This window comes from Streptomyces sp. NPDC048338 (assembly GCF_043201055.1).
Taxonomy (GTDB): domain Bacteria; phylum Actinomycetota; class Actinomycetes; order Streptomycetales; family Streptomycetaceae; genus Streptomyces.
In genome coordinates this window covers 310,709-327,552 of the sequence record NZ_JBICYQ010000005.1, presented here as the reverse complement: position 1 = coordinate 327,552, position 16,844 = coordinate 310,709, and the positions used below count along the sequence as shown (strand labels likewise).

17 protein-coding genes are annotated in these 16,844 nt (G+C 71.4%); 10 read left to right on the top strand and 7 right to left on the bottom strand.

Annotated features, from left to right (window positions below):
• The first annotated feature begins 6 nt into the window (after window positions 1-6).
• Window positions 7-321 carry a DUF427 domain-containing protein gene (locus ACGFZF_RS14800; protein ID WP_392582205.1) on the top strand — a complete coding sequence of 105 codons (315 nt, stop codon included), beginning with the start codon at window positions 7-9 and terminating at the stop codon, window positions 319-321.
• Between the two features lie 10 nt (window positions 322-331).
• On the opposite strand, the gene ACGFZF_RS14795 is transcribed toward ACGFZF_RS14800, so the two are convergent.
• Window positions 332-1,003: a CDP-alcohol phosphatidyltransferase family protein gene (locus tag ACGFZF_RS14795; protein ID WP_392582206.1), complete on the bottom strand. Its 672-nt coding sequence runs from the start codon at window positions 1,001-1,003 to the stop codon at window positions 332-334.
• A gap of 175 nt (window positions 1,004-1,178) precedes the next feature.
• Here ACGFZF_RS14795 and ACGFZF_RS14790 point away from each other — a divergent pair, with 175 nt between their 5' ends.
• On the top strand, window positions 1,179-1,721 hold the full coding sequence (locus ACGFZF_RS14790; RefSeq protein WP_392582207.1) for an SRPBCC family protein: 543 nt from the start codon (window positions 1,179-1,181) through the stop codon (window positions 1,719-1,721).
• Window positions 1,722-2,074: 353 nt separating this feature from the next.
• On the opposite strand, the gene ACGFZF_RS14785 is transcribed toward ACGFZF_RS14790, so the two are convergent.
• From ACGFZF_RS14785 to ACGFZF_RS14775, 3 genes are read right to left on the bottom strand one after another with little or no spacing between them, the layout of a single operon-like run.
• Window positions 2,075-3,448 (bottom strand): dihydrolipoyl dehydrogenase family protein, encoded by a 1,374-nt coding sequence (locus ACGFZF_RS14785; RefSeq protein WP_392582208.1) that lies wholly within the window; start codon window positions 3,446-3,448, stop codon window positions 2,075-2,077.
• Window positions 3,449-3,485: 37 nt separating this feature from the next.
• The gene (locus ACGFZF_RS14780; protein WP_392582209.1) at window positions 3,486-4,199 is read right to left on the bottom strand and encodes a hypothetical protein; all 714 of its coding nucleotides are present in this window, start codon (window positions 4,197-4,199) and stop codon (window positions 3,486-3,488) included.
• Window positions 4,196-5,173: a DUF3179 domain-containing protein gene (locus ACGFZF_RS14775; RefSeq protein ID WP_393554048.1), complete on the bottom strand. Its 978-nt coding sequence runs from the start codon at window positions 5,171-5,173 to the stop codon at window positions 4,196-4,198. The genes ACGFZF_RS14780 and ACGFZF_RS14775 overlap by 4 nt, the downstream gene beginning before the upstream one ends.
• A 180-nt stretch (window positions 5,174-5,353) precedes the next feature.
• On the opposite strand from ACGFZF_RS14775, the gene ACGFZF_RS14770 reads away from it, so the two are divergent.
• The 8 genes from ACGFZF_RS14770 to ACGFZF_RS14735 all read left to right on the top strand — a co-directional run bounded on the left by ACGFZF_RS14770 (window position 5,354) and on the right by ACGFZF_RS14735 (window position 11,580).
• Window positions 5,354-5,809, top strand: coding sequence for a MauE/DoxX family redox-associated membrane protein (locus tag ACGFZF_RS14770; RefSeq protein WP_392582211.1), 456 nt, complete (start codon window positions 5,354-5,356; stop codon window positions 5,807-5,809).
• A complete protein-coding gene (locus ACGFZF_RS14765) occupies window positions 5,793-6,101 on the top strand; it encodes a mercury transporter (protein WP_392582212.1) in 309 nt (102 codons plus the stop codon). The genes ACGFZF_RS14770 and ACGFZF_RS14765 overlap by 17 nt, the downstream gene beginning before the upstream one ends.
• Window positions 6,102-6,132: 31 nt before the next feature.
• Window positions 6,133-7,701 carry a radical SAM protein gene (locus tag ACGFZF_RS14760; RefSeq protein WP_392582213.1) on the top strand — a complete coding sequence of 523 codons (1,569 nt, stop codon included), beginning with the start codon at window positions 6,133-6,135 and terminating at the stop codon, window positions 7,699-7,701.
• Window positions 7,698-8,489, top strand: coding sequence for a class I SAM-dependent methyltransferase (locus ACGFZF_RS14755; RefSeq protein WP_392625668.1), 792 nt, complete (start codon window positions 7,698-7,700; stop codon window positions 8,487-8,489). The genes ACGFZF_RS14760 and ACGFZF_RS14755 overlap by 4 nt, the downstream gene beginning before the upstream one ends.
• Before the next feature lie 114 nt (window positions 8,490-8,603).
• Window positions 8,604-9,080 carry a hypothetical protein gene (locus tag ACGFZF_RS14750; RefSeq protein WP_392582215.1) on the top strand — a complete coding sequence of 159 codons (477 nt, stop codon included), beginning with the start codon at window positions 8,604-8,606 and terminating at the stop codon, window positions 9,078-9,080.
• Window positions 9,081-9,268: 188 nt separating this feature from the next.
• On the top strand, window positions 9,269-9,985 hold the full coding sequence (locus ACGFZF_RS14745; RefSeq protein WP_392582216.1) for a Crp/Fnr family transcriptional regulator: 717 nt from the start codon (window positions 9,269-9,271) through the stop codon (window positions 9,983-9,985).
• A 98-nt stretch (window positions 9,986-10,083) separates the two neighbouring features.
• A complete protein-coding gene (locus tag ACGFZF_RS14740; RefSeq protein ID WP_392582217.1) occupies window positions 10,084-10,677 on the top strand; it encodes a redoxin domain-containing protein in 594 nt (197 codons plus the stop codon).
• Between the two features lie 6 nt (window positions 10,678-10,683).
• On the top strand, window positions 10,684-11,580 hold the full coding sequence (locus ACGFZF_RS14735; RefSeq protein WP_392582218.1) for a cytochrome c biogenesis CcdA family protein: 897 nt from the start codon (window positions 10,684-10,686) through the stop codon (window positions 11,578-11,580).
• Window positions 11,581-11,680: 100 nt separating this feature from the next.
• Here ACGFZF_RS14735 and ACGFZF_RS14730 read toward each other — a convergent pair whose 3' ends face one another.
• The 3 genes from ACGFZF_RS14730 to ACGFZF_RS14720 form a co-directional block, all read right to left on the bottom strand.
• The gene (locus tag ACGFZF_RS14730) at window positions 11,681-13,336 is read right to left on the bottom strand and encodes a nickel transporter (RefSeq protein ID WP_392582219.1); all 1,656 of its coding nucleotides are present in this window, start codon (window positions 13,334-13,336) and stop codon (window positions 11,681-11,683) included.
• Window positions 13,333-14,661 (bottom strand): tetratricopeptide repeat protein, encoded by a 1,329-nt coding sequence (locus tag ACGFZF_RS14725; RefSeq protein WP_392582220.1) that lies wholly within the window; start codon window positions 14,659-14,661, stop codon window positions 13,333-13,335. Before ACGFZF_RS14725 ends, ACGFZF_RS14730 begins: the two co-directional genes overlap by 4 nt.
• Window positions 14,662-14,752: 91 nt before the next feature.
• The gene (locus tag ACGFZF_RS14720) at window positions 14,753-16,213 is read right to left on the bottom strand and encodes a DUF4331 domain-containing protein (RefSeq protein WP_393554239.1); all 1,461 of its coding nucleotides are present in this window, start codon (window positions 16,211-16,213) and stop codon (window positions 14,753-14,755) included.
• Window positions 16,214-16,844: the final 631 nt, after the last annotated feature.

The window sequence follows — 16,844 nt, the reverse complement described above, 5'->3', positions numbered from 1 at the left end:
CAGGCCATGCTGCGTGCGGTGTGGAACGGAACGGTGATCGCGGAGGCTCCGCGCACGGTGATCGTCGAGGGCAACCACTACTTCCCGCCCGAGTCGCTTCACCGGCAGTACCTCACGCCGAGCAGGACCAGGTCGCTCTGCTTCTGGAAGGGAGTAGCCCGCTACTACAGCCTCGAGGTCGACGGGCTGACGAATCCGGATGCCGCCTGGTACTACCCCAAGCCCAGCCCTCTGGCCCGGAAGATCAAGGACCATGTGGCGTTCTGGCAGGGCATACGGGTCGAGGGCACGCCGGAGGCGTCGGCAGACGGCAAGCAGTGACCGAGGCGGGTCAGCGGCGGGTCAGGTGCCGGAGGGCGACGACGGCCTGAAGGGCGGCGGCCGGACGCAGCAGGACGGGTCGGGGCCGCTCGGGCATGACGCCGCGGCGCAGGGCGAAGCCGGTGACGGTGACGACAGGCAGCGCCCAGGCGGCGATGGCCGCCACCCGTACGGCGGGGTTGGGCTCGTGACGCAGGGTGAGCCACGTCCAGAACGCGGCGTCGGCGAAGGTGTCGGCGTAGTCGCCGAAGGGAGAGGACGTGTCCTGATGACGGGCAAGCCGCCCGTCGGCGAGATCGAGGCCGACCGCCAGGACGCCGGAGGCGCGGCCGGTACCGCCGGGCAGGGCGGGGAGGTTGGCGCGCAGCAGCGTCAGGACGTCTGCGGCGGTCAGGCGGGTGCGATGCTCCAGCAGCCCCAGGTGCGAGGCGGCGAGGACCCAGCTGGCGGCCACCCAGCGCCGCCCGGGCCGCCTGCCCCGCGCCAGCCGGTACAGGACGCCGTGCAGGGCGGTGAGCTCGGCCAACGCTCGGGGGCGGCGGGCGGCCTGAAGCAGCGACCGGTGCGCGGCCTGGCCGAGGAAACTCACGACGGCGGCCGGAGAGAGATTGTCTGCGCGCAGACCGGCCAGCAGCGCGTTCGTCGCGGCACGACTACCGGCCATCTCGGAAACAGGCTCCACGTTCCTTGGTCCTCCACCACTCGGGGGTGGCGATCAGGGTAGGGGCCGACGCGCCGGGAGGAAGGTGAGCGCGCTCACTGATCGGCGTACATGCCCGGCCTAGCGTCGTAGGTGAGACGGGGACAGACACGCGTGGAGAGGTCGGGCAATGGCGTGGATCGGTGCTCTGGGAGCGGTGAGCGCAGCGGGCGTAGGCGCGGCGGCCGGGTATCTGGGGCTGGTGACCGGGGCACTGCCTCTGGATGTGGGAGTCGGGCGGCGCACACGGCCGCTGGGGCCGCAAACCGTCGACATCGCGGCGCCGCGTGAGGTGGTGTTCGACGTCATCGCCCAGCCGTATCTGGGCCGGGCCACCCGAGCGATGCGCGAGAAGGTCACGGTGCTGGAACAGGGCAGCGACATGGTGCTCGCCGCCCATCGCACCCCGGTCGCGGGCGGGCGGCTGACGGCGACGACGGTGGAGACGGTGCGGTTCACCCGCCCAGAAAGGGTCGACTTCCGCCTGGTGCGCGGGCCCATCCCGGCGGTCACCGAATCCTTCGCCCTCACCGAGCACAAGTCCGGTACGCGGCTGGTCTACGAGGGCGAGCTCGCCACGGATCTCTGGAGGGCCGGACAGTGGTGGGGCGGCCTGGTCGCCCCCCGGTGGGAAGCGACCGTCGCGGCCTCCCTGGGCGCGGTCCGGCACGAGGCAGAGCGGCGCTCGACTCTGAGGTGAGCGGCTCGCCGGTACCGCACGGCGAGCCGACGGACGCGGTGGAGTGCGGGCGGCGTGTCTGTTCGCACGGAGAGGGAAGGCGGCGATGAGACATGGTGGCGCGGCCGAGCGGGCTGGCCCGGCGGGCCGGGACGCAGCATGAGTTGAGGCCGGCGCCGGGCGGCGCGCCAGCGCCTGAGGGGCTGGCCCCCTCCCGCGGTGCCCGGGGTCCGGTGCGGGTGCGTGATCAAGTGGGCGACTGGCTGACCAGGGCTCTCACGCGGGCGGTGTTCTGCTGGCTGCCTCCTCCTCACCGTTGACCGGCCGGGCGCGGGGTCGGCCGCCCCGCTGTCGTGCGTCCGTGCCCCTGGGCGTCAGTCGCCATGGCCGAGGTCGGCCAGGGCGTCTCCCACGGCGCGGTGGAAGGTGGGGTAGGCGAACATCATGTGGCGCAGCCGCTCGACGGGAATCTCGTTCTGCACGGCGAGGGCCAGGCCGTAGAGGACTTCGCCGCCCGCCGGGCCGGCGGAGGTGGCCCCGGCCAGGACGCCGCGGCCGGTGTCCTCGACGAGTTTGACCAGGCCCTGGTTGCCGGCCTTGTGGATCCAGCCGCGTGCCGAGGACGGCACCCGCGCGGTGCCCGTCCGTACGCGCAGGCCCTGCGCGCGGGCGGCGTGCTCGGTCAGGCCCACGGAGCCGACCTCGGGGTCGGTGAAGGTGACGCGGGGCAGGGCCTGGTATTCGGCGTCCGGTCCGGGCCGGCCGAGGATGTCACGGACGGCGACCTCGGCCTGGTACATCGCCACATGGGTGAACAGTCCTCGGCCGGTGACGTCGCCGACTCCCCACACGCCCTGTGCGGCCCGCATCTGCCCGTCTACGGCCAGCGCGCGGGCGCGGGGGTCGAGGCCGATGGTTTCCAGGCCGAGCCCGGCCAGCTGGGGTCGGCGTCCGGTGGCCACCAGCAGGTGCTGCCCGGCGATCTCCTGCCCGCTGTCCAGGGTGAGCCGGAAGGCGTGATCCACGTGCCGTACTCCGGCAGCGCGTGCCCCGGTACGTACGGTGACGCCTTCCTCAGCCAGCACCTCGGCCAGCAGCGCGCCGGCTTCGGGTTCTTCCGCGGGCAGCAGCCGCTCCAACGGCTCCACGACGGTCACCGCGGTGCCGAAGCGGGCGAACGCCTGGGCCAGCTCCACGCCGATCGCGCCGCCGCCGAGCACGAGCAGCGAGGCCGGCGGCTCCTTGACCGAGACCGCCTGCCGGTTCGTCCAATACGGCACGTCCTGCAGCCCGGGGACGGGCGGGATCTGCGGGCGGCTGCCGGTGGCCAGCACCACCGCGCGCCGGACGGCGAACATCTCGCCCTCGGCCTCCACACGGCCCGGTCCGGCCAGCCGTGCACGGCCGCGGACGAAACGCCCGCCCTTGCGGGTGAACCGGTCGACCGCCACCTGGTCGTTCCAGTCGTCGGTGGCCTCGTCCCGGATCCGGGCAGCGACCGGCGCGAAGTCCGCGACCACCTGGGAGTCTCCGGCCATGCCGGGCACCCGCCGCGCCTCGGCGAGCAGGTTGCCAGCGCGGATCATCATCTTGCTCGGGATACACGCCCAGTACGGGCACTCCCCGCCGACCAGTTCCGCCTCCACCCCGACCACGTCCAGCCCCTCCTCGGCCAGCCGCTCAGCGACATGCTCACCGCCGACGCCCATGCCGATCACCACCACATCGACTTCCTGCACCCGCACCATGAGAGCCTCCCTGGCCTACCGTGTTCGAGGGTCTTGGTCATTGCGTATCCGGCGTATCCGGGACGGCGGAAGGCGCCGGTGCCGCCGCGTCGCCGGTGGCACCCGCGTGGCGGGTACGCCGCCCGGCTCGGCCGGTCCGCGAGGTGCCCCACACCAGCGTGCCGGTGAGCATCAGCAGGGTGAGCGGGTAGAAGACCGGGCGCAGCGGGATCAGGACCGGCAGGAGTGCGGCGGCGGTGCTCGCGCCCAGCACGAGTAGGAACGTGGGCACGCAGCAGGCGAATCCGAGCAGGAGCGCCGGGAGCGCGCCCAGCAGCCGGGCGTAGCGGGTGCGGCGGCAGGAGGCGGCCTGCCGGGCGGCGTGGGCGGCGACGGCGATGTTGCAGCCGACCAGCGCCGCCACGACGGCGCCGAGCAGCAGGTTCACCGGGCTGAGGAGGATGGTGAGGTAGCTGCTGGGGTGCCAGGCCAGGACCGGCTCGAACAGATACGGCGCGCGGACCTGAAGCAGCTGTCCGGGAGCAGTCTGGAACACGGGTGCGCCGGTGAAGCGGCCGGAGGCCGAAACGGCGAGGTCCCCGATGGAGAACAGGTACACCAGCAGGGTGAGGCTCGCGGCGATCAGCCCGGTCCTGCGGTGGCGGCGCACAGCGAGGGCGGCACGCACCCGACCGGGCGTGGTCCTGATCGCGACGACGGTGGCGTCCCAGGCGTCGCCCATCCCGGCGAGCAAGGTGAGCAGCCTGCTCATGTCCGCACCTGGCCGCCCGGGTAGAACGCGTACCAGGCGAACCACATCGAGTCGAGGAAGTCCGCCGGCTCCCACCCTTCCGATGTCTGCTGGACGACGCGGGCGGTGCCGAGCCGGTCGTCCCAGCGGGCCTCCACCCGCGTGCCGCCTACCTCGGCGCGTACGGTCCGGTGCGTGCGGACGAGGTCCTTGTCGATGGCGAGGCGCTCCTTGCCGACCCGGACGCCGATGACGACGTCCTTGTCGGCGAGCCGGTCGCTGGTGGCGAGGACGGGGAAGATCGGCCAGCCCTTGGCGTAGTAGCCGCCCCGGTCCGGATAGGAGTCGTAGGAGCCGTACGGGTCGCTGCCGTACGAGCGCAGCAACCCGGTGTCGGTGGACAGCACCTCTGTGTCGGGGTGCGCGGTCCGCCACTGCTTCCACGTGGTCCACACCAGCGGCACGGTGTCCAGCTTCGTGCCCTTGAGCGGGCCGCTGACCGCGGTGCCGATCAGCTGGGGCCACTCGGAGCCGGTCTGCCGGTCGTACATCAGCAGGTTGGAGTTGACGAGCTTGCCCGTGGTGCCGAACGTCAGGTCCTGGACGCCGGGCGGGGCGGAGAAACCGATGACCGTGCCGGTCAGCGGGCAGTACGTGACCGCGAGCGGCCGGCCGCCGACGGTGTCGTTGACGATCTCGTGCCACACCAGCACCAGCTGCGGATAGGCCCGCACCTCACCTTGGTACTCCAGGCCGAAGACCGGATCGTCGTCGTCGAGGAAGCCGGCCTTGCTCGCAGGGACGAAGCGGGGCTTGTCGATGGAGGGGATGCCGTCCTTGCCTGGCCCGCCGGACACGGCGGCGCCGGCGAGCGCCTCCAGCGACGGGTCCTGGCCCGGCTGCACGGCCGTCACCGGGGCGGAGGGCCCATCTGAGGCCAGCTTCCCGCCGAGGATCGCCCCACCCGCGAGCACGAGGCTGACGGCGCAAACCACGGCCCCGCCCTTGAGAACCTGCCGCCGCGACGGGCGAGAAGGCATCCGATCGTTCTGGCCGGTCACCTGGCACCTCCCGAACCCCCTGGGATCCGTACTGCCGATCGTGCCCTGTGCCGGGAGGCGCTTCGGTGAGCGCGCTTACAGTTCTCGCCCTCCTTGGCGGCCTACGGTCGGATCATGGTGCTGCGGATCGTGCTCGGGACGGTATATACGGCGATGGCGATCGGCCAGCTCGCCTCCTTCGGGCACATGCCCGGGATTCTGGCCGCGTACGGGCTGGTGGACGGCGCCGGGGCGACCGCGCTGGCCGCCGCGCTGATCGCGGGCGAGCTGGTGGCCGGCGTCTGGTTCCTGGCCCGCCCGCGGTCGAGGGCCCTGGCACCGGTGTGGGTGTACACGGGTGTATCGGTGGTGTGGACCATGCTGGCCGTGCAGGCGTACGCGCGGGGCCTGACGGTGGACAACTGCGGCTGCTTCGGCATCTACCTCACGCAGCGCCTGAGCTGGTTCGTTCTCGTCCAGGACGCCCTGACGCTGCTGTACGCGGGCATCCTGATCCGCTCCGCCCGCCGAGCGCCCGCGCCGTCGCCCGCTGACCGGGAGGAGGCGAGCCGCGATGTCCGCATCCCGTGAACGGTCCGGCCTCGGCGGCCTCGCGGCGGTCGTAGGTGCCGGGCTGCTGATGGTGGTGTGCTGCGCGGGCCCGCTGCTCGTGGCCGGCGGAGCACTCGGCGCCGTCGGAGGGGCGCTGGCCAACCCATGGCTGATCACCGTCGGTGCGGTCGTGCTGCTCGCCGGCACCGGCTACGCCCTGCGCTGTCGAGCGCGTCGCCGCCGCGGCGCCGGGCCGGAGGACTGCTGCACGACCGTCCCAGCCAAGCCCCAGCCACACGAAGAAGCCGATCCGGGCGGCGACGTCCGCTGAACGCAAGCCCCCATGGAAGAGGAGTTCTGCGATGACCCAGGCGCCAGCGCCGAGGCGCAAGGCGGACCGGGACGAGGTGTTCGTGGAGTTCACCAAGTCCATCTGCCCCCTGTGCAAGACACCCATCGACGCGCAGGTCAACATCCGCGCGGACAAGGTGTACCTGCGCAAACGCTGCCGCGATCACGGCGAGTTCGAGGCACTGGTGTACGGGGACGCGGAGGAGTACCTGTCCTCGGCGCGGTTCAACAAGCCCGGCACGATCCCCCTGACGTTCCAGACCGAGGTGAAGGACGGCTGCCCGCTCGACTGCGGGCTGTGTCCGGAGCACAAGCAGCACGCCTGCCTGGGCATCATCGAGGTCAACACCGGCTGCAACCTGGACTGCCCGATCTGCTTCGCCGACTCCGGCCACCAGAGCGACGGCTACTCCATCACCCACGAGCAGTGCGAGCGGATGCTCGACGCCTTCGTCGCCTCCGAGGGCGAGGCGGAGGTGGTGATGTTCTCCGGCGGCGAGCCCACCATCCACAAGCACATCCTCGACTTCATCGACCTCGCCCAGGACCGCCCCATCAAGAACGTCAACCTCAACACCAACGGCATCCGCCTGGCCACCGACAGGAACTTCGTCGCCGAGCTTGGCAAACGCAACCAGATTCCGAGCCGGTCGGTAAACGTCTACCTCCAGTTCGACGGCTTCGACGAGCGCACCCATCTGGAGATCCGCGGCCGGGACCTGCGCACGTTCAAGCAGCGGGCCTTGGGCAACTGCGCCGAGGCCGGGCTGACCGTCACCCTCGTCGCGGCCGTCGAGCGCGGCCTGAACGAGCACGAGCTCGGGGCGATCATCGAGTACGGCATCGACCACCCCGCCGTACGCTCCGTGGCGTTCCAGCCGGTCACCCACTCTGGACGGCACGTGGAGTTCGACCCGCTGAACCGGCTCACCAACCCCGACGTCATCCGGCTCATCAGCGCCCAGCGGCCCGACTGGTTCGCCAAGGGCGACTTCTTCCCCGTCCCCTGCTGCTTCCCCACCTGCCGCTCCATCACCTACCTGCTGGTGGACGGCGAACCGGGAAACCGCACCGTCGTGCCCATCCCGCGGCTGCTGAACGTCGAGGACTACCTCGACTACGTCACCAACCGCGTCATGCCCGACACCGGCATCCGCGAGGCCCTGGAAAAGCTCTGGTCCGCCTCCGCGTTCATGGGGACCGAGACGACCCAGGAGAAGCTGCGGGCCACCGCCGAGGCCCTGGACTGCGCGGACGCCTGCGGCATCGACCTGCCCGAAGCGGTCAAACAGCTGAACGACAAGGCGTTCATGATCGTCGTGCAGGACTTCCAGGACCCCTACACCCTCAACGTCAAACAGCTGATGAAGTGCTGCGTCGAGGAGATCACCCCCGACGGGCGACTCATCCCGTTCTGCGCCTACAACTCCGTCGGCTACCGAGAACAGGTCCGCGAGCAGATGTCCGGCGTCCCCGTCGCCCCGGTCGCACCGAACGCACTGCCCCTCGCCGGCCGGCTGACGACGACCCCGTACGGCTCGAAGACCACCCGCACCGGGAGCGAGGAGCGCCGGCCGTGAACCACGAGGAGATCAAGTCCTGCTGCGCGGACGCCTACTCCAAGGACATCGTCGCGCTGCTGCTCGGGGACTCCTACCACCCCGGCGGCACCGCCCTGACCCGCCGCCTCGCCGACCGGCTCGCGCTCACCCCCGGCGGGCGGGTCCTCGACGTCGCCTCGGGCCGCGGCACCACCGCGCTCCTGCTCGCCGACGTCTACGGGGTGCGGGCGGACGGCGTCGACTACGCGCCCGCCAACACCGCCCTCGCCCAGGGAGCCGCCCAGGCCGCAGGGCTGGCCGACCGGGCCGTCTTCACCATCGGCGACGCCGAGCACCTGCCCTACGACAATGAGGTTTTCGACGCCGTGGTGTCGGAGTGCGCGCTGTGCACCTTCCCCGACAAACCCAGGGCCGCAGCCGAGGTCGCCCGCGTCCTGAAACCCGGCGGACGCCTCGGCATCACCGACGTCACCGCCGACACCGACCGCCTCCCGCCCGAGCTGCGGGGTTTGACCGCCCGCATCGCCTGCATCGCCGACGCCCGCCCGCTCGACGACTACGCCGAGCTCCTCGCCGCTGCCGGGCTGCGCACCCTCACCACGGAACGCCACGACGAGGCGATGATCCGCATGATCGACCAGGTCCAGGCACGCCTGGACCTGCTGCACATCACCGCCCCAGCCCGGCTCGCCGACGCCGGCGTCGACCTGACCGCGGCCCCGGCCGTCCTGGACGCGGCCCGCGCCGCCGTCACCGACGGTGTACTCGGCTACGCCCTGCTGACCGCCGTGAAGGCATCCCCCTGACGGCCCCGGCGATCTACCGCCGGGTACGTAAGCGCCCTCACATACCCGCACGGGCACTGCGCCCTAGCGTCAGCGGCGAGAGCGGAAGGACAACCGCAAAGGAGGACGATCACCATGGCCACCACTGTGCACGCATCCCCGAAGACCGCCGCGATCCCGCTGTACGCGGTGTGGGGCGCTGTGGCCGGACTGGTCGGCGGTATCGGGATGGGCATCTGGATGTCGGTGTCCCGGCCGATGATGGACACCGCCATGATCACCATGGTCGCGGGGCTCCTCGGCTCCACGAACGCCTTCGTCGGCTGGCTGATCCACCTCGGGATCGCCACCTTCGCCGGCATCACCTTCGGCGTGGTCCTCGGACAGCTCGCCCAGCGCATCGCCCCCGCCGTCATCCTCGGCCTCGCCTACGGCGCCGTGTGGTGGACCCTAGGCGCCCTGTGGATCATGCCGGCCAACATGGGAATGCCCGTCTTCGAATGGAACGACGTCACCGCCTCCAGCCTCGGCGCCCACCTCGTCTTCGGGCTCCTCGCCGGAGCGACGTTCGCCGGCATCGCGCAGGCGATGGGCAAGGACACGGCCCGATGAACCGTGAGGCTCCCTCGTCTACCTCCGACCCCATAGCCCCATCGCCGGGCGCGGCACTGCGCCGCATAGCCGTCGAGAGCGGTGCGGTGCCCTACTGTCTGGCCAGCAGCGCCGAGGCGCTGGCCAGCCCGGCATGGGGCACCGCACCACCACCGTGGGCCCCGGGACGACGCGAGGAAACGCACCACATGAACCACGCCACATCGGACGACGACACCGAGCGGACCTGGTGCCTGGCCGAGGTCGACATCTTCTGCGACCTCTCCGAGCAGGAGATGGAAGCCATCGCCGCCGCGGCACCAATGAAGACCTACCACGCCGGCGAGATCCTCTACTCGCCCACCCAGCCCTCCGAAGTCCTGTTCATCCTGAAAAAGGGCCGGGTCCGTATCTTCCGGGTCTCCGTCGACGGCCGCGCACTCACCACCGCGATCATCTCCCCAGGCACCATCTTCGGCGAGATGGTGCTGCTCGGACAGCACATGTACGACAACTACGCCGAAGCCCTTGACGACACCGTCGTCTGCGTCATGAGCCGCGCCGACGTACACACATTCCTCTTGTCGGACGCCCGGATCGCCGCCCGGATCACCGCGATCCTCGGCCGCCGGCTGGCCGACCTCGAACAGCGGCTGTCCGACAGCGTCTTCAAGACCGTCGCCCAGCGCGTGGCGACCACCCTGGTCACCTTGAGCACCGCCCAGCCGCCGAGCAGTCCGCTGCTCCCCGGCGGACGCCACCCGCAAATCGCCCTCACCCACGAACAACTCGCCGCGCTCGCCGGCACCTCCCGCGAGACCTGCACCAAAGTGCTACGCGAACTGGCCGACCACGGACTGCTCCGGCTCGCCCGCGGCCGTATCACCGTGCTCGACCGCGAGCGGCTCCAGGACGCAGCAGGCTAACCCCTGTAAGCGTCACCGAACCGTAAGGCCACCAGCACCCCACGACCGGAGGAAGCGATCTACGCTCCCCTCCGGTCCCCGACACACAGGAGTCGTCCATGCGTCCCCGCACCCTCATTCCAGCCACCGTCGCCGCCGCGCTGCTCGCTCTCACCGGGTGCGGCGCGAACGGCGGCTCGGATTCCGCCGGTGACGCGGGGGCGGTGTCCCCGTCGACGGCGTCGTCCCCCGCCCAGCCTCCCGCCGGCTCGGACGCAAGCGGCACCGGGGCGGGTGGGGCCAAGGTGCCCGCGGCACTGGACTTCACCGCCACCACGGTGGACGGCAAGCCCTTCGACGCGAAGACGCTCGCGGGAAAGCCGACCGTCCTGTGGTTCTGGGCACCGTGGTGCCCCAAGTGCAAGGCACAGGCCGCCGAGACCGCCAAGGTCGCCGCCGACGAGCAAGGCAAGGCGAACGTCGTCGGCGTCGCCGGCCTCGACACGAACGCCGCGATGAAGGACTTCGTCTCCGACACCGGCACCGACTCCTTCCCACACCTGTCCGATGAGAAGGGCGAGGTGTGGAAGCGGTTCAAGGTCACCGAGCAGAGCCGCTACGTCATCCTCGACAAGGACGGCACCACCGTCTACGAGGGCGTCCTGCCCGCAGGCAAGGGACTGGCCGACAAGGTCGCCGGACTCACCGGCTGAACCGACATGTCCGACCTGCCTCTCGCCCTCGCCCTCACCGCTGGCATGCTGGCCGCCGTCAACCCCTGCGGCTTCGCCCTGCTCCCCGCCTACCTCTCCCTCCTCGTCCTCGGCGACGACACGCCCACGCGGGCCGTCGCCGTGGGCCGGGCCCTGACCGCCACGGCCGCCATGACCGTCGGATTCGCCGCCCTGTTCGGCATATTCGGCCTCGTGATCCAGCCCGTCGCCGGACAGGTCCAAGAGCACCTGCCCTGGTTCACCATCGCCTTCGGACTGCTCATGGCCGTCGCCGGTGGCTGGCTGCTGGCCGGACGCCAACTCCCCGCCCTGACACCCAAGGTCCGCCGGGCCCCGACCGTCACCCGCTCCGTCCCCTCGATGGCACTGTTCGGCATGGCCTACGCCACCGCCTCACTGGGCTGCACTATCGCCCCCTTCCTCGCCATCGTCGTCTCCGCCTTCCGCGGCGGCTCCACCACCCACGGCATCCTTCTGTTCACCGCCTACGCCGCCGGCATGGGCCTGATCGTCGGCGCCGCCTCCCTCACCGTCGCCCTCACCCGCACCACGGCGGTGACCCGCCTTCGCCGGGCGGGTGCCCTCGCACCCCGCCTCGGCGGCGGGCTCCTCCTCGTCGTCGGCGCGTACGTCGCCTACTACGGCTGGTACGAGATCCGCACCCAGCGTGATCCCGCCACTACCGACCCCGTGATCGACGCCGCCGGGGCCGTGCAGCGCGCCCTCGCGGGCGCCGTGGACGCCGCCGGTCCCGCACTCATCGCCGCGCTGCTGGCCGCGCTCCTGCTCACGGCCTGGGCGGTCCGCCGCCGGCGAGCACACAAGCCCGCCCCTGCCGATCACGGCACGACACGCGGCTCAGGACCGGAACACAGCCGTTGAGGGCTGGGGTAGGCAGTTCTACGCGGCCACGGAAGGCGCACCTGCCGGCCGTGGAACCCAGTCACGGGTGACAGCCCTACACAGAGCACCGAGCCCGGCGTCACGCTGCGAGGGCGCGTGCGGTCAGTCCGATTCCGACCAGGACGACGAGGCAGGAGGTGGCCGTCGGTCCGACCCATGCGGCGGTGTCGACGAGCCGGCGAGCGCGGGGGTGGCTGTCACCGAGGGTCCTGATGCGGTCCTTGACGTGGAGGAGGAGGAGCCCGGCGAGGGTGAGGGTGGCGGCCATGCCCAGTCCGTAGGCGAGGACGAGGAGGACGCCGAAGGCGGTGCGGCCGAGGGCGACGGCTCCGAGGAGGACGACAAGAGCGGAGGGACTGGGCACGAGTCCGCCGGCGATGCCCATGCCGATCAAACCTCTCCTCGCCCCCGGGCTGCGGGCTTGGGTGCGGCCGGATGAGGCGTGATGGTGTGGATCACCCTGGACCGATGCCGGTGCCGGTGCGGTCAGGGTGCGAGTGCGGGTGTTGCCTGAGGCCGCTTCGGGGGGACCTGTACGGGCTGCGGGCACAGGTCCGGCTGACGGGGCGGGGCCTGGGTGGTGATCCCTCTCGTGGTCGTGGTCGTGATCGTGGTTGTGGTTGTGGTGTCCGGGTCCGTGGTGATGATGGTGGGTGTGATGACCGTGATGGTGATGTTGGTGGTCGGGGTCGTTGCGCAGGGCTCTGGTCAGGAGCCATAGGCCGATGGCGGTGACGATCAGTCCGCTGATGGTTCCGAGCCAGGCCAGGACGGTTTCGCCGGCGAGGTGGGTTGCGGCGGGGAGGGCGAGACCGAGTACGAGGACGCCTGCGGTGTGGGTGAGGGTCACCGTCGCGCCGACCGTGACGGCGTCACGGCGGGTGCCGCGTCGCCCGGCGAGATGGGCGGCCATGATGGTTTTGCCGTGGCCGGGCAGGAGGGCGTGTGAGGCGCCCAGGACGAGGGCGAGCAGGAGCGCGAGGAGTCCGACGGGAACGGTGAGTTCGCGGCGGGCGACCAGGGAGTCGAACCAGGCCGCTACCCGGTCGACTGTCTGCCCGACCACAGGCGGGCCGGGCAGCACGCTGGTGGCTGGGGGATCGGCGGAGGGTGTGGTGCGCAGTTCGGCGGTGCGCTGGTCGAGCGGCGTGGCGAGCGGATCCGGCGGGTAGCGGCGGAGCTGGTCGGTGGGTGAGGTGGCGGGCAGGTCGGTTCCGGTGATCGCCAGTCCGGCGCCCTTGGCGGTGATCTCGCGCCAGCCGATGCGGGTGGTGTCGTAGGCCGTGCGGACGCTGACGTCGCCGCCGCGCTCCAGTGGGGCCGCGGTGGTGTATGCGCAGGTAAGCCGGCTTGTCTTCAGGCCCGCTTCGCCCGCCTCCCAGGTCAGCTGTGCAGCCCGGGGGCTCCATCGGGCGGGGCCGGCCGGGGTGCGCAGGTCGAGTTGACCGGCCAGCGCCGTGCACCTGGCAGTGGCGTAGCGGGTGGTTTCGGCGGCGGTGAGGGTGTTGTCGCCGTCGGTGTCGATGCGGGGGCGTTCTTGGAGGGCGGCGATCTCGGCGCGGTCGACGATGACGGTGGCGTCGATGTGGTCGGGGTGCAGGACAAGGCCGGTGTGGTAGTTGACGGTGAAGTTGCCCAGGGGGTGGGCCGGGGCCGCCGCGGCCGGGGTGGTGAGGCAGCAGGCGGTGATGAGTAGGCCGGCGGCTGCGGTGAGGGTGCGGTGTGCGGGGGTCATGGGCGGGTGCCGATTCGTTCGAGCAGGGCACGCGCGTGGGTGGCGTGCAGGGGATGGAGTGCGGGGGTAGGGCCGAGGGCCGACTCCAGGTCGGCGGTGGCCGCCTGATCGTTGCCCAGCGCGTGGTGGATGGCGCCTCGGTGGTAGCTCCACAGTGCGTGGCGTGTCCCCAGGGCGAGGGCCTGGTCGGCGTGGGCGAGGGCCTCCCGGTGGCGGCCGGCGCGGTGCAGGGCCCAGGCAAAGGCGTCGTGGACGGCGACGAACGGCCGTGCGCGCAGTGCTTGCTCGGCCAGGGCGACCGCGCGAACGGGGCTGCCGTGGTCGGCTTCGAAGAGGATGGCGTCGGTGTCCGGCGGTCCGCCGTCGGAGCTGCGGAGGGTGTCCTGGGCTCGCAGGATCGTGTACTGGGCTTGGGCCTGTTCGTCGTGTCCGAGAGCCTGGTACGTCTCGCCGAGGGCGAGCAGGAGGTGCGGCAGGGGTGCGATGTCCGTGGCGCGCTGCCAGTCCGCGCGTGCCTGGTCCGTCTTGCCCAGGGCGGCGTGGGCGCGTGCTCGGGCGTCGAGGAGGGCGGGGTCCTCTGGTGCTGTGCGCAGTCCCTGGTCGGCTTCGTCGAGTGCCCGTCGTGCGTCGCCGTCCTCGAGGGCGAGGCCGGACAGGCAGGCGCGGGCAAAGGCGCGTTCACTGTCGGTGGTGGCCGCGGTCAGGGAGCGGCGCATCAGTTCGGGGGCCCGTTCGGTGTTGCCGCGCAGTTCGAAGGTGTAGGAGGCGCGGGCCAGGGAGGCGGCGTCGGGCCGCAGGTCGTTCATCTTCTGCACGGCCCGCTCCGCGTCGCGGTAGTGGCCCAGCTGGGTGTGGGCGTCGGCCAGGACTCCGTAGGCGGCGGGGTTGTAGGGGTCGCTGGTGAGGGCCTTCCTGGCCCAGGTGCGGGCGGTGGTGAAGTCGTGGCGGGCTGCGGCGAGGGCGGCCATGCCGGTCTCGGCGCCAGTGTTGCCGCTCGGCTGCAGGGCGAGGGAGCGGCGCAGCGCTTTGTCGGCTCTGGTGTAGAGCGCGGGGTCGGCGGTGGTGCGGGCCTGCTCGATGTGGGCCATGCCGAGGGCTGACCAGGTGTTCCAGTCGCCCGGAAGGCGTTGAAGTCTCGTTGTCAGGGCCGCGGCCGTGTCTGCCGGCCGGGCGGCAGACACGGTGCCGCCCGGTGCGGGCGCGTCGGGGTTGGCGGGTGCGATGAGTACGGCCCCGGCAGCGAACATCGCGGTGCCCAGCGCGAGGGTGACGGCGACGGCTGTCACGCGGTGCCTGCGGCGGGGCATACGGGGGTCAGGGTGCATCGGAGGGGGTCCTTCGTGCGTGAGGTGACGCGCTCCGCGGCCGGACGATTCCGGTCCGGCCGCAGAGCCTTAACGGAGCGGTGGCGTCACATCAGGCGCGGTTGCGGCGCATCCGCCATCCGGCCGCCGCCAGCAGGGCGGCACCCGCGCCGCCGAGGGAGGCCGCGGACTTCTCCTTGCTCATGGTCATGCCGGACGGTCCGCTGTTGACGGACTTGGTGTGCGGCAGGGCCAGGTAGGGGAAGGAGGTGCCGAAGGGGACCTCGTTGGCGTTGACCTTGTCGCCGTCGGCGAGCGCGGGAATGAGCTGTCCGGTCTGGGCGGCGCCTTCGACGGCCTGGAGGGAGATGTCGATGACGTCGTCGGTCAGGCGGCGTCCGTTGGGGAACCCGGCGAGGTCGCCGGCGAGGACGCCGTACCGGTTGGGGTTCGCGGTCGGGGGTACGGCCATGTTGAGGCGCAGCTCCTCCGCGGGCACGATCTTGCGGAGGTTGGCGTCGCGGTTGAGGCGGTGGGCGTTGAGGTCGGCCTGGATGGGCCCGCACGCCTTGCAGATCCCGGTGAGGTAGATCTCGAACAGGTCGTTGCGCGGGGCGGGCGGGGCGGGGATGCCGTAGACCTGCTGGATCAGCTTGGGCAGGATCGGGTCGAGGACCTTGTCGACGACCGGCTGGACGGTGCGGTCCTGGTCGGGGTTGAGCGTGTTGAAGGCGTCCTTGAACTTCAGCGGGACGACGACCTCGTTGACCAGCGGGTTACCCAGGCGGGAGACCTGCTTCCACTTGTCGCCGTGGCCGGTGCGCGAGTCGGAGACCTGCACTCCCTTGCGGTCGGTGGTCGACCAGATCCCGACGACTGGGTTCCTGGAGGGGTTGCCGCCCAGGGCGAGGTGCTTCTTCGGGATCTGCAGGGCGACGGAGTTGACGTTGTAGCCGGCCAGGGTGTCCTGCCCGCGCTCGGACAGGTCCCCGCCGTACAGCAGGTCGAAGACCCGGAGGTCCGCGAAGAACGGGTCCTCGGCCTGTCCGGCGAACGCCTTCCCGCCGCCCGGCAGGGAGCGCACGGCCTGGGCGCGCAGTGAGGCGTAGTCGGGCATCGAGGCCGGTCCCACCCGGGACGGGGCGGCAGGCACGTTGGACAGCAGCACCTTGATCCTGCCGTGGCGGGTTTCGACCAGGTCGTAGACCTGCCGGAAGTTCAGGTCCGGATCGTCCAGGGTGGTCACCTGGCCGGTGTTGTAGAGGAACTGGTCGGCGGCGTCGCGGATCCGGTTCTTGAACCGCCAGGTGTAGGTGACGTCGGCATTGCCGTCACCATTGTTGTCGATCTTGATGTTGTAGCGGAGGTCTTCGCCGAAGGCGTAGAAGTTCGGTCCGCCGTTGGGCTCCTCGAACGGGATCCAGTTCGCCAGCAGGGTGACGGTGTCGCTCTTGTCGGGGCTGGTGAACGCGTAGACATCGGTGTTGTCGGCGCGCGGGTCGCCGGCGATCAGCGGCGCCTCACGGTGGCTGGAGGCGGAGCTGACGCCGGGGCCTAGGGTGAGGACGGCCATGGCGGTCGCGAGCGCGCCGGAGCCGAGGACGAGTAGGGACTGGTCCAGCAGCCGGCGTCGACCGGACGCCGCGGGTGTTGCCTTCACGGAGAGGTGGTTCCTTCCCAGCAGGGTGCGCACCGGGCCCGGCCTGAATCGGGCGGGCGGCGGTGCCGCTACGGGTTTGCGCGGGTGACGGTCGGCACCGCGGCGAACCAGGGGGTTCGCACTGCCCAGGCACGGCCAGGAAAGGCAACGGGGACTGGCCGAGGTCCGGGCACACCATCGCGCAGGGCTGCGCAGGCCGAAGGAAACCACGCCCGGAGGCAGCCGCGCTGCCGCTCGCCTGCCCGCGCCGGCATGCCCAGGACCGCGGAAGGTGGTGATTCCGCAGTTCAGAGCTCTGACGGTGGTCGCCTGCGGCGGCTTCCAGGAGTGGGCGACACGCAGCGTCAGGGTTAGGCCGAACGAGCCAACAACCGCTTATTGCAAGAGAGTTGCAACAAGGTGCCGGTGGTGCGGGGCGTGCCCGTTCACCTGCCCGGGTGCGGCAGGCCGGGGGCCGACCGCACGGCCTCTGCGGCACGCAAGTCCCCATCAGCCGCTTCACCACCAGGATGACCGTCGAGCTCGCCGACGGACCGCAGCCACC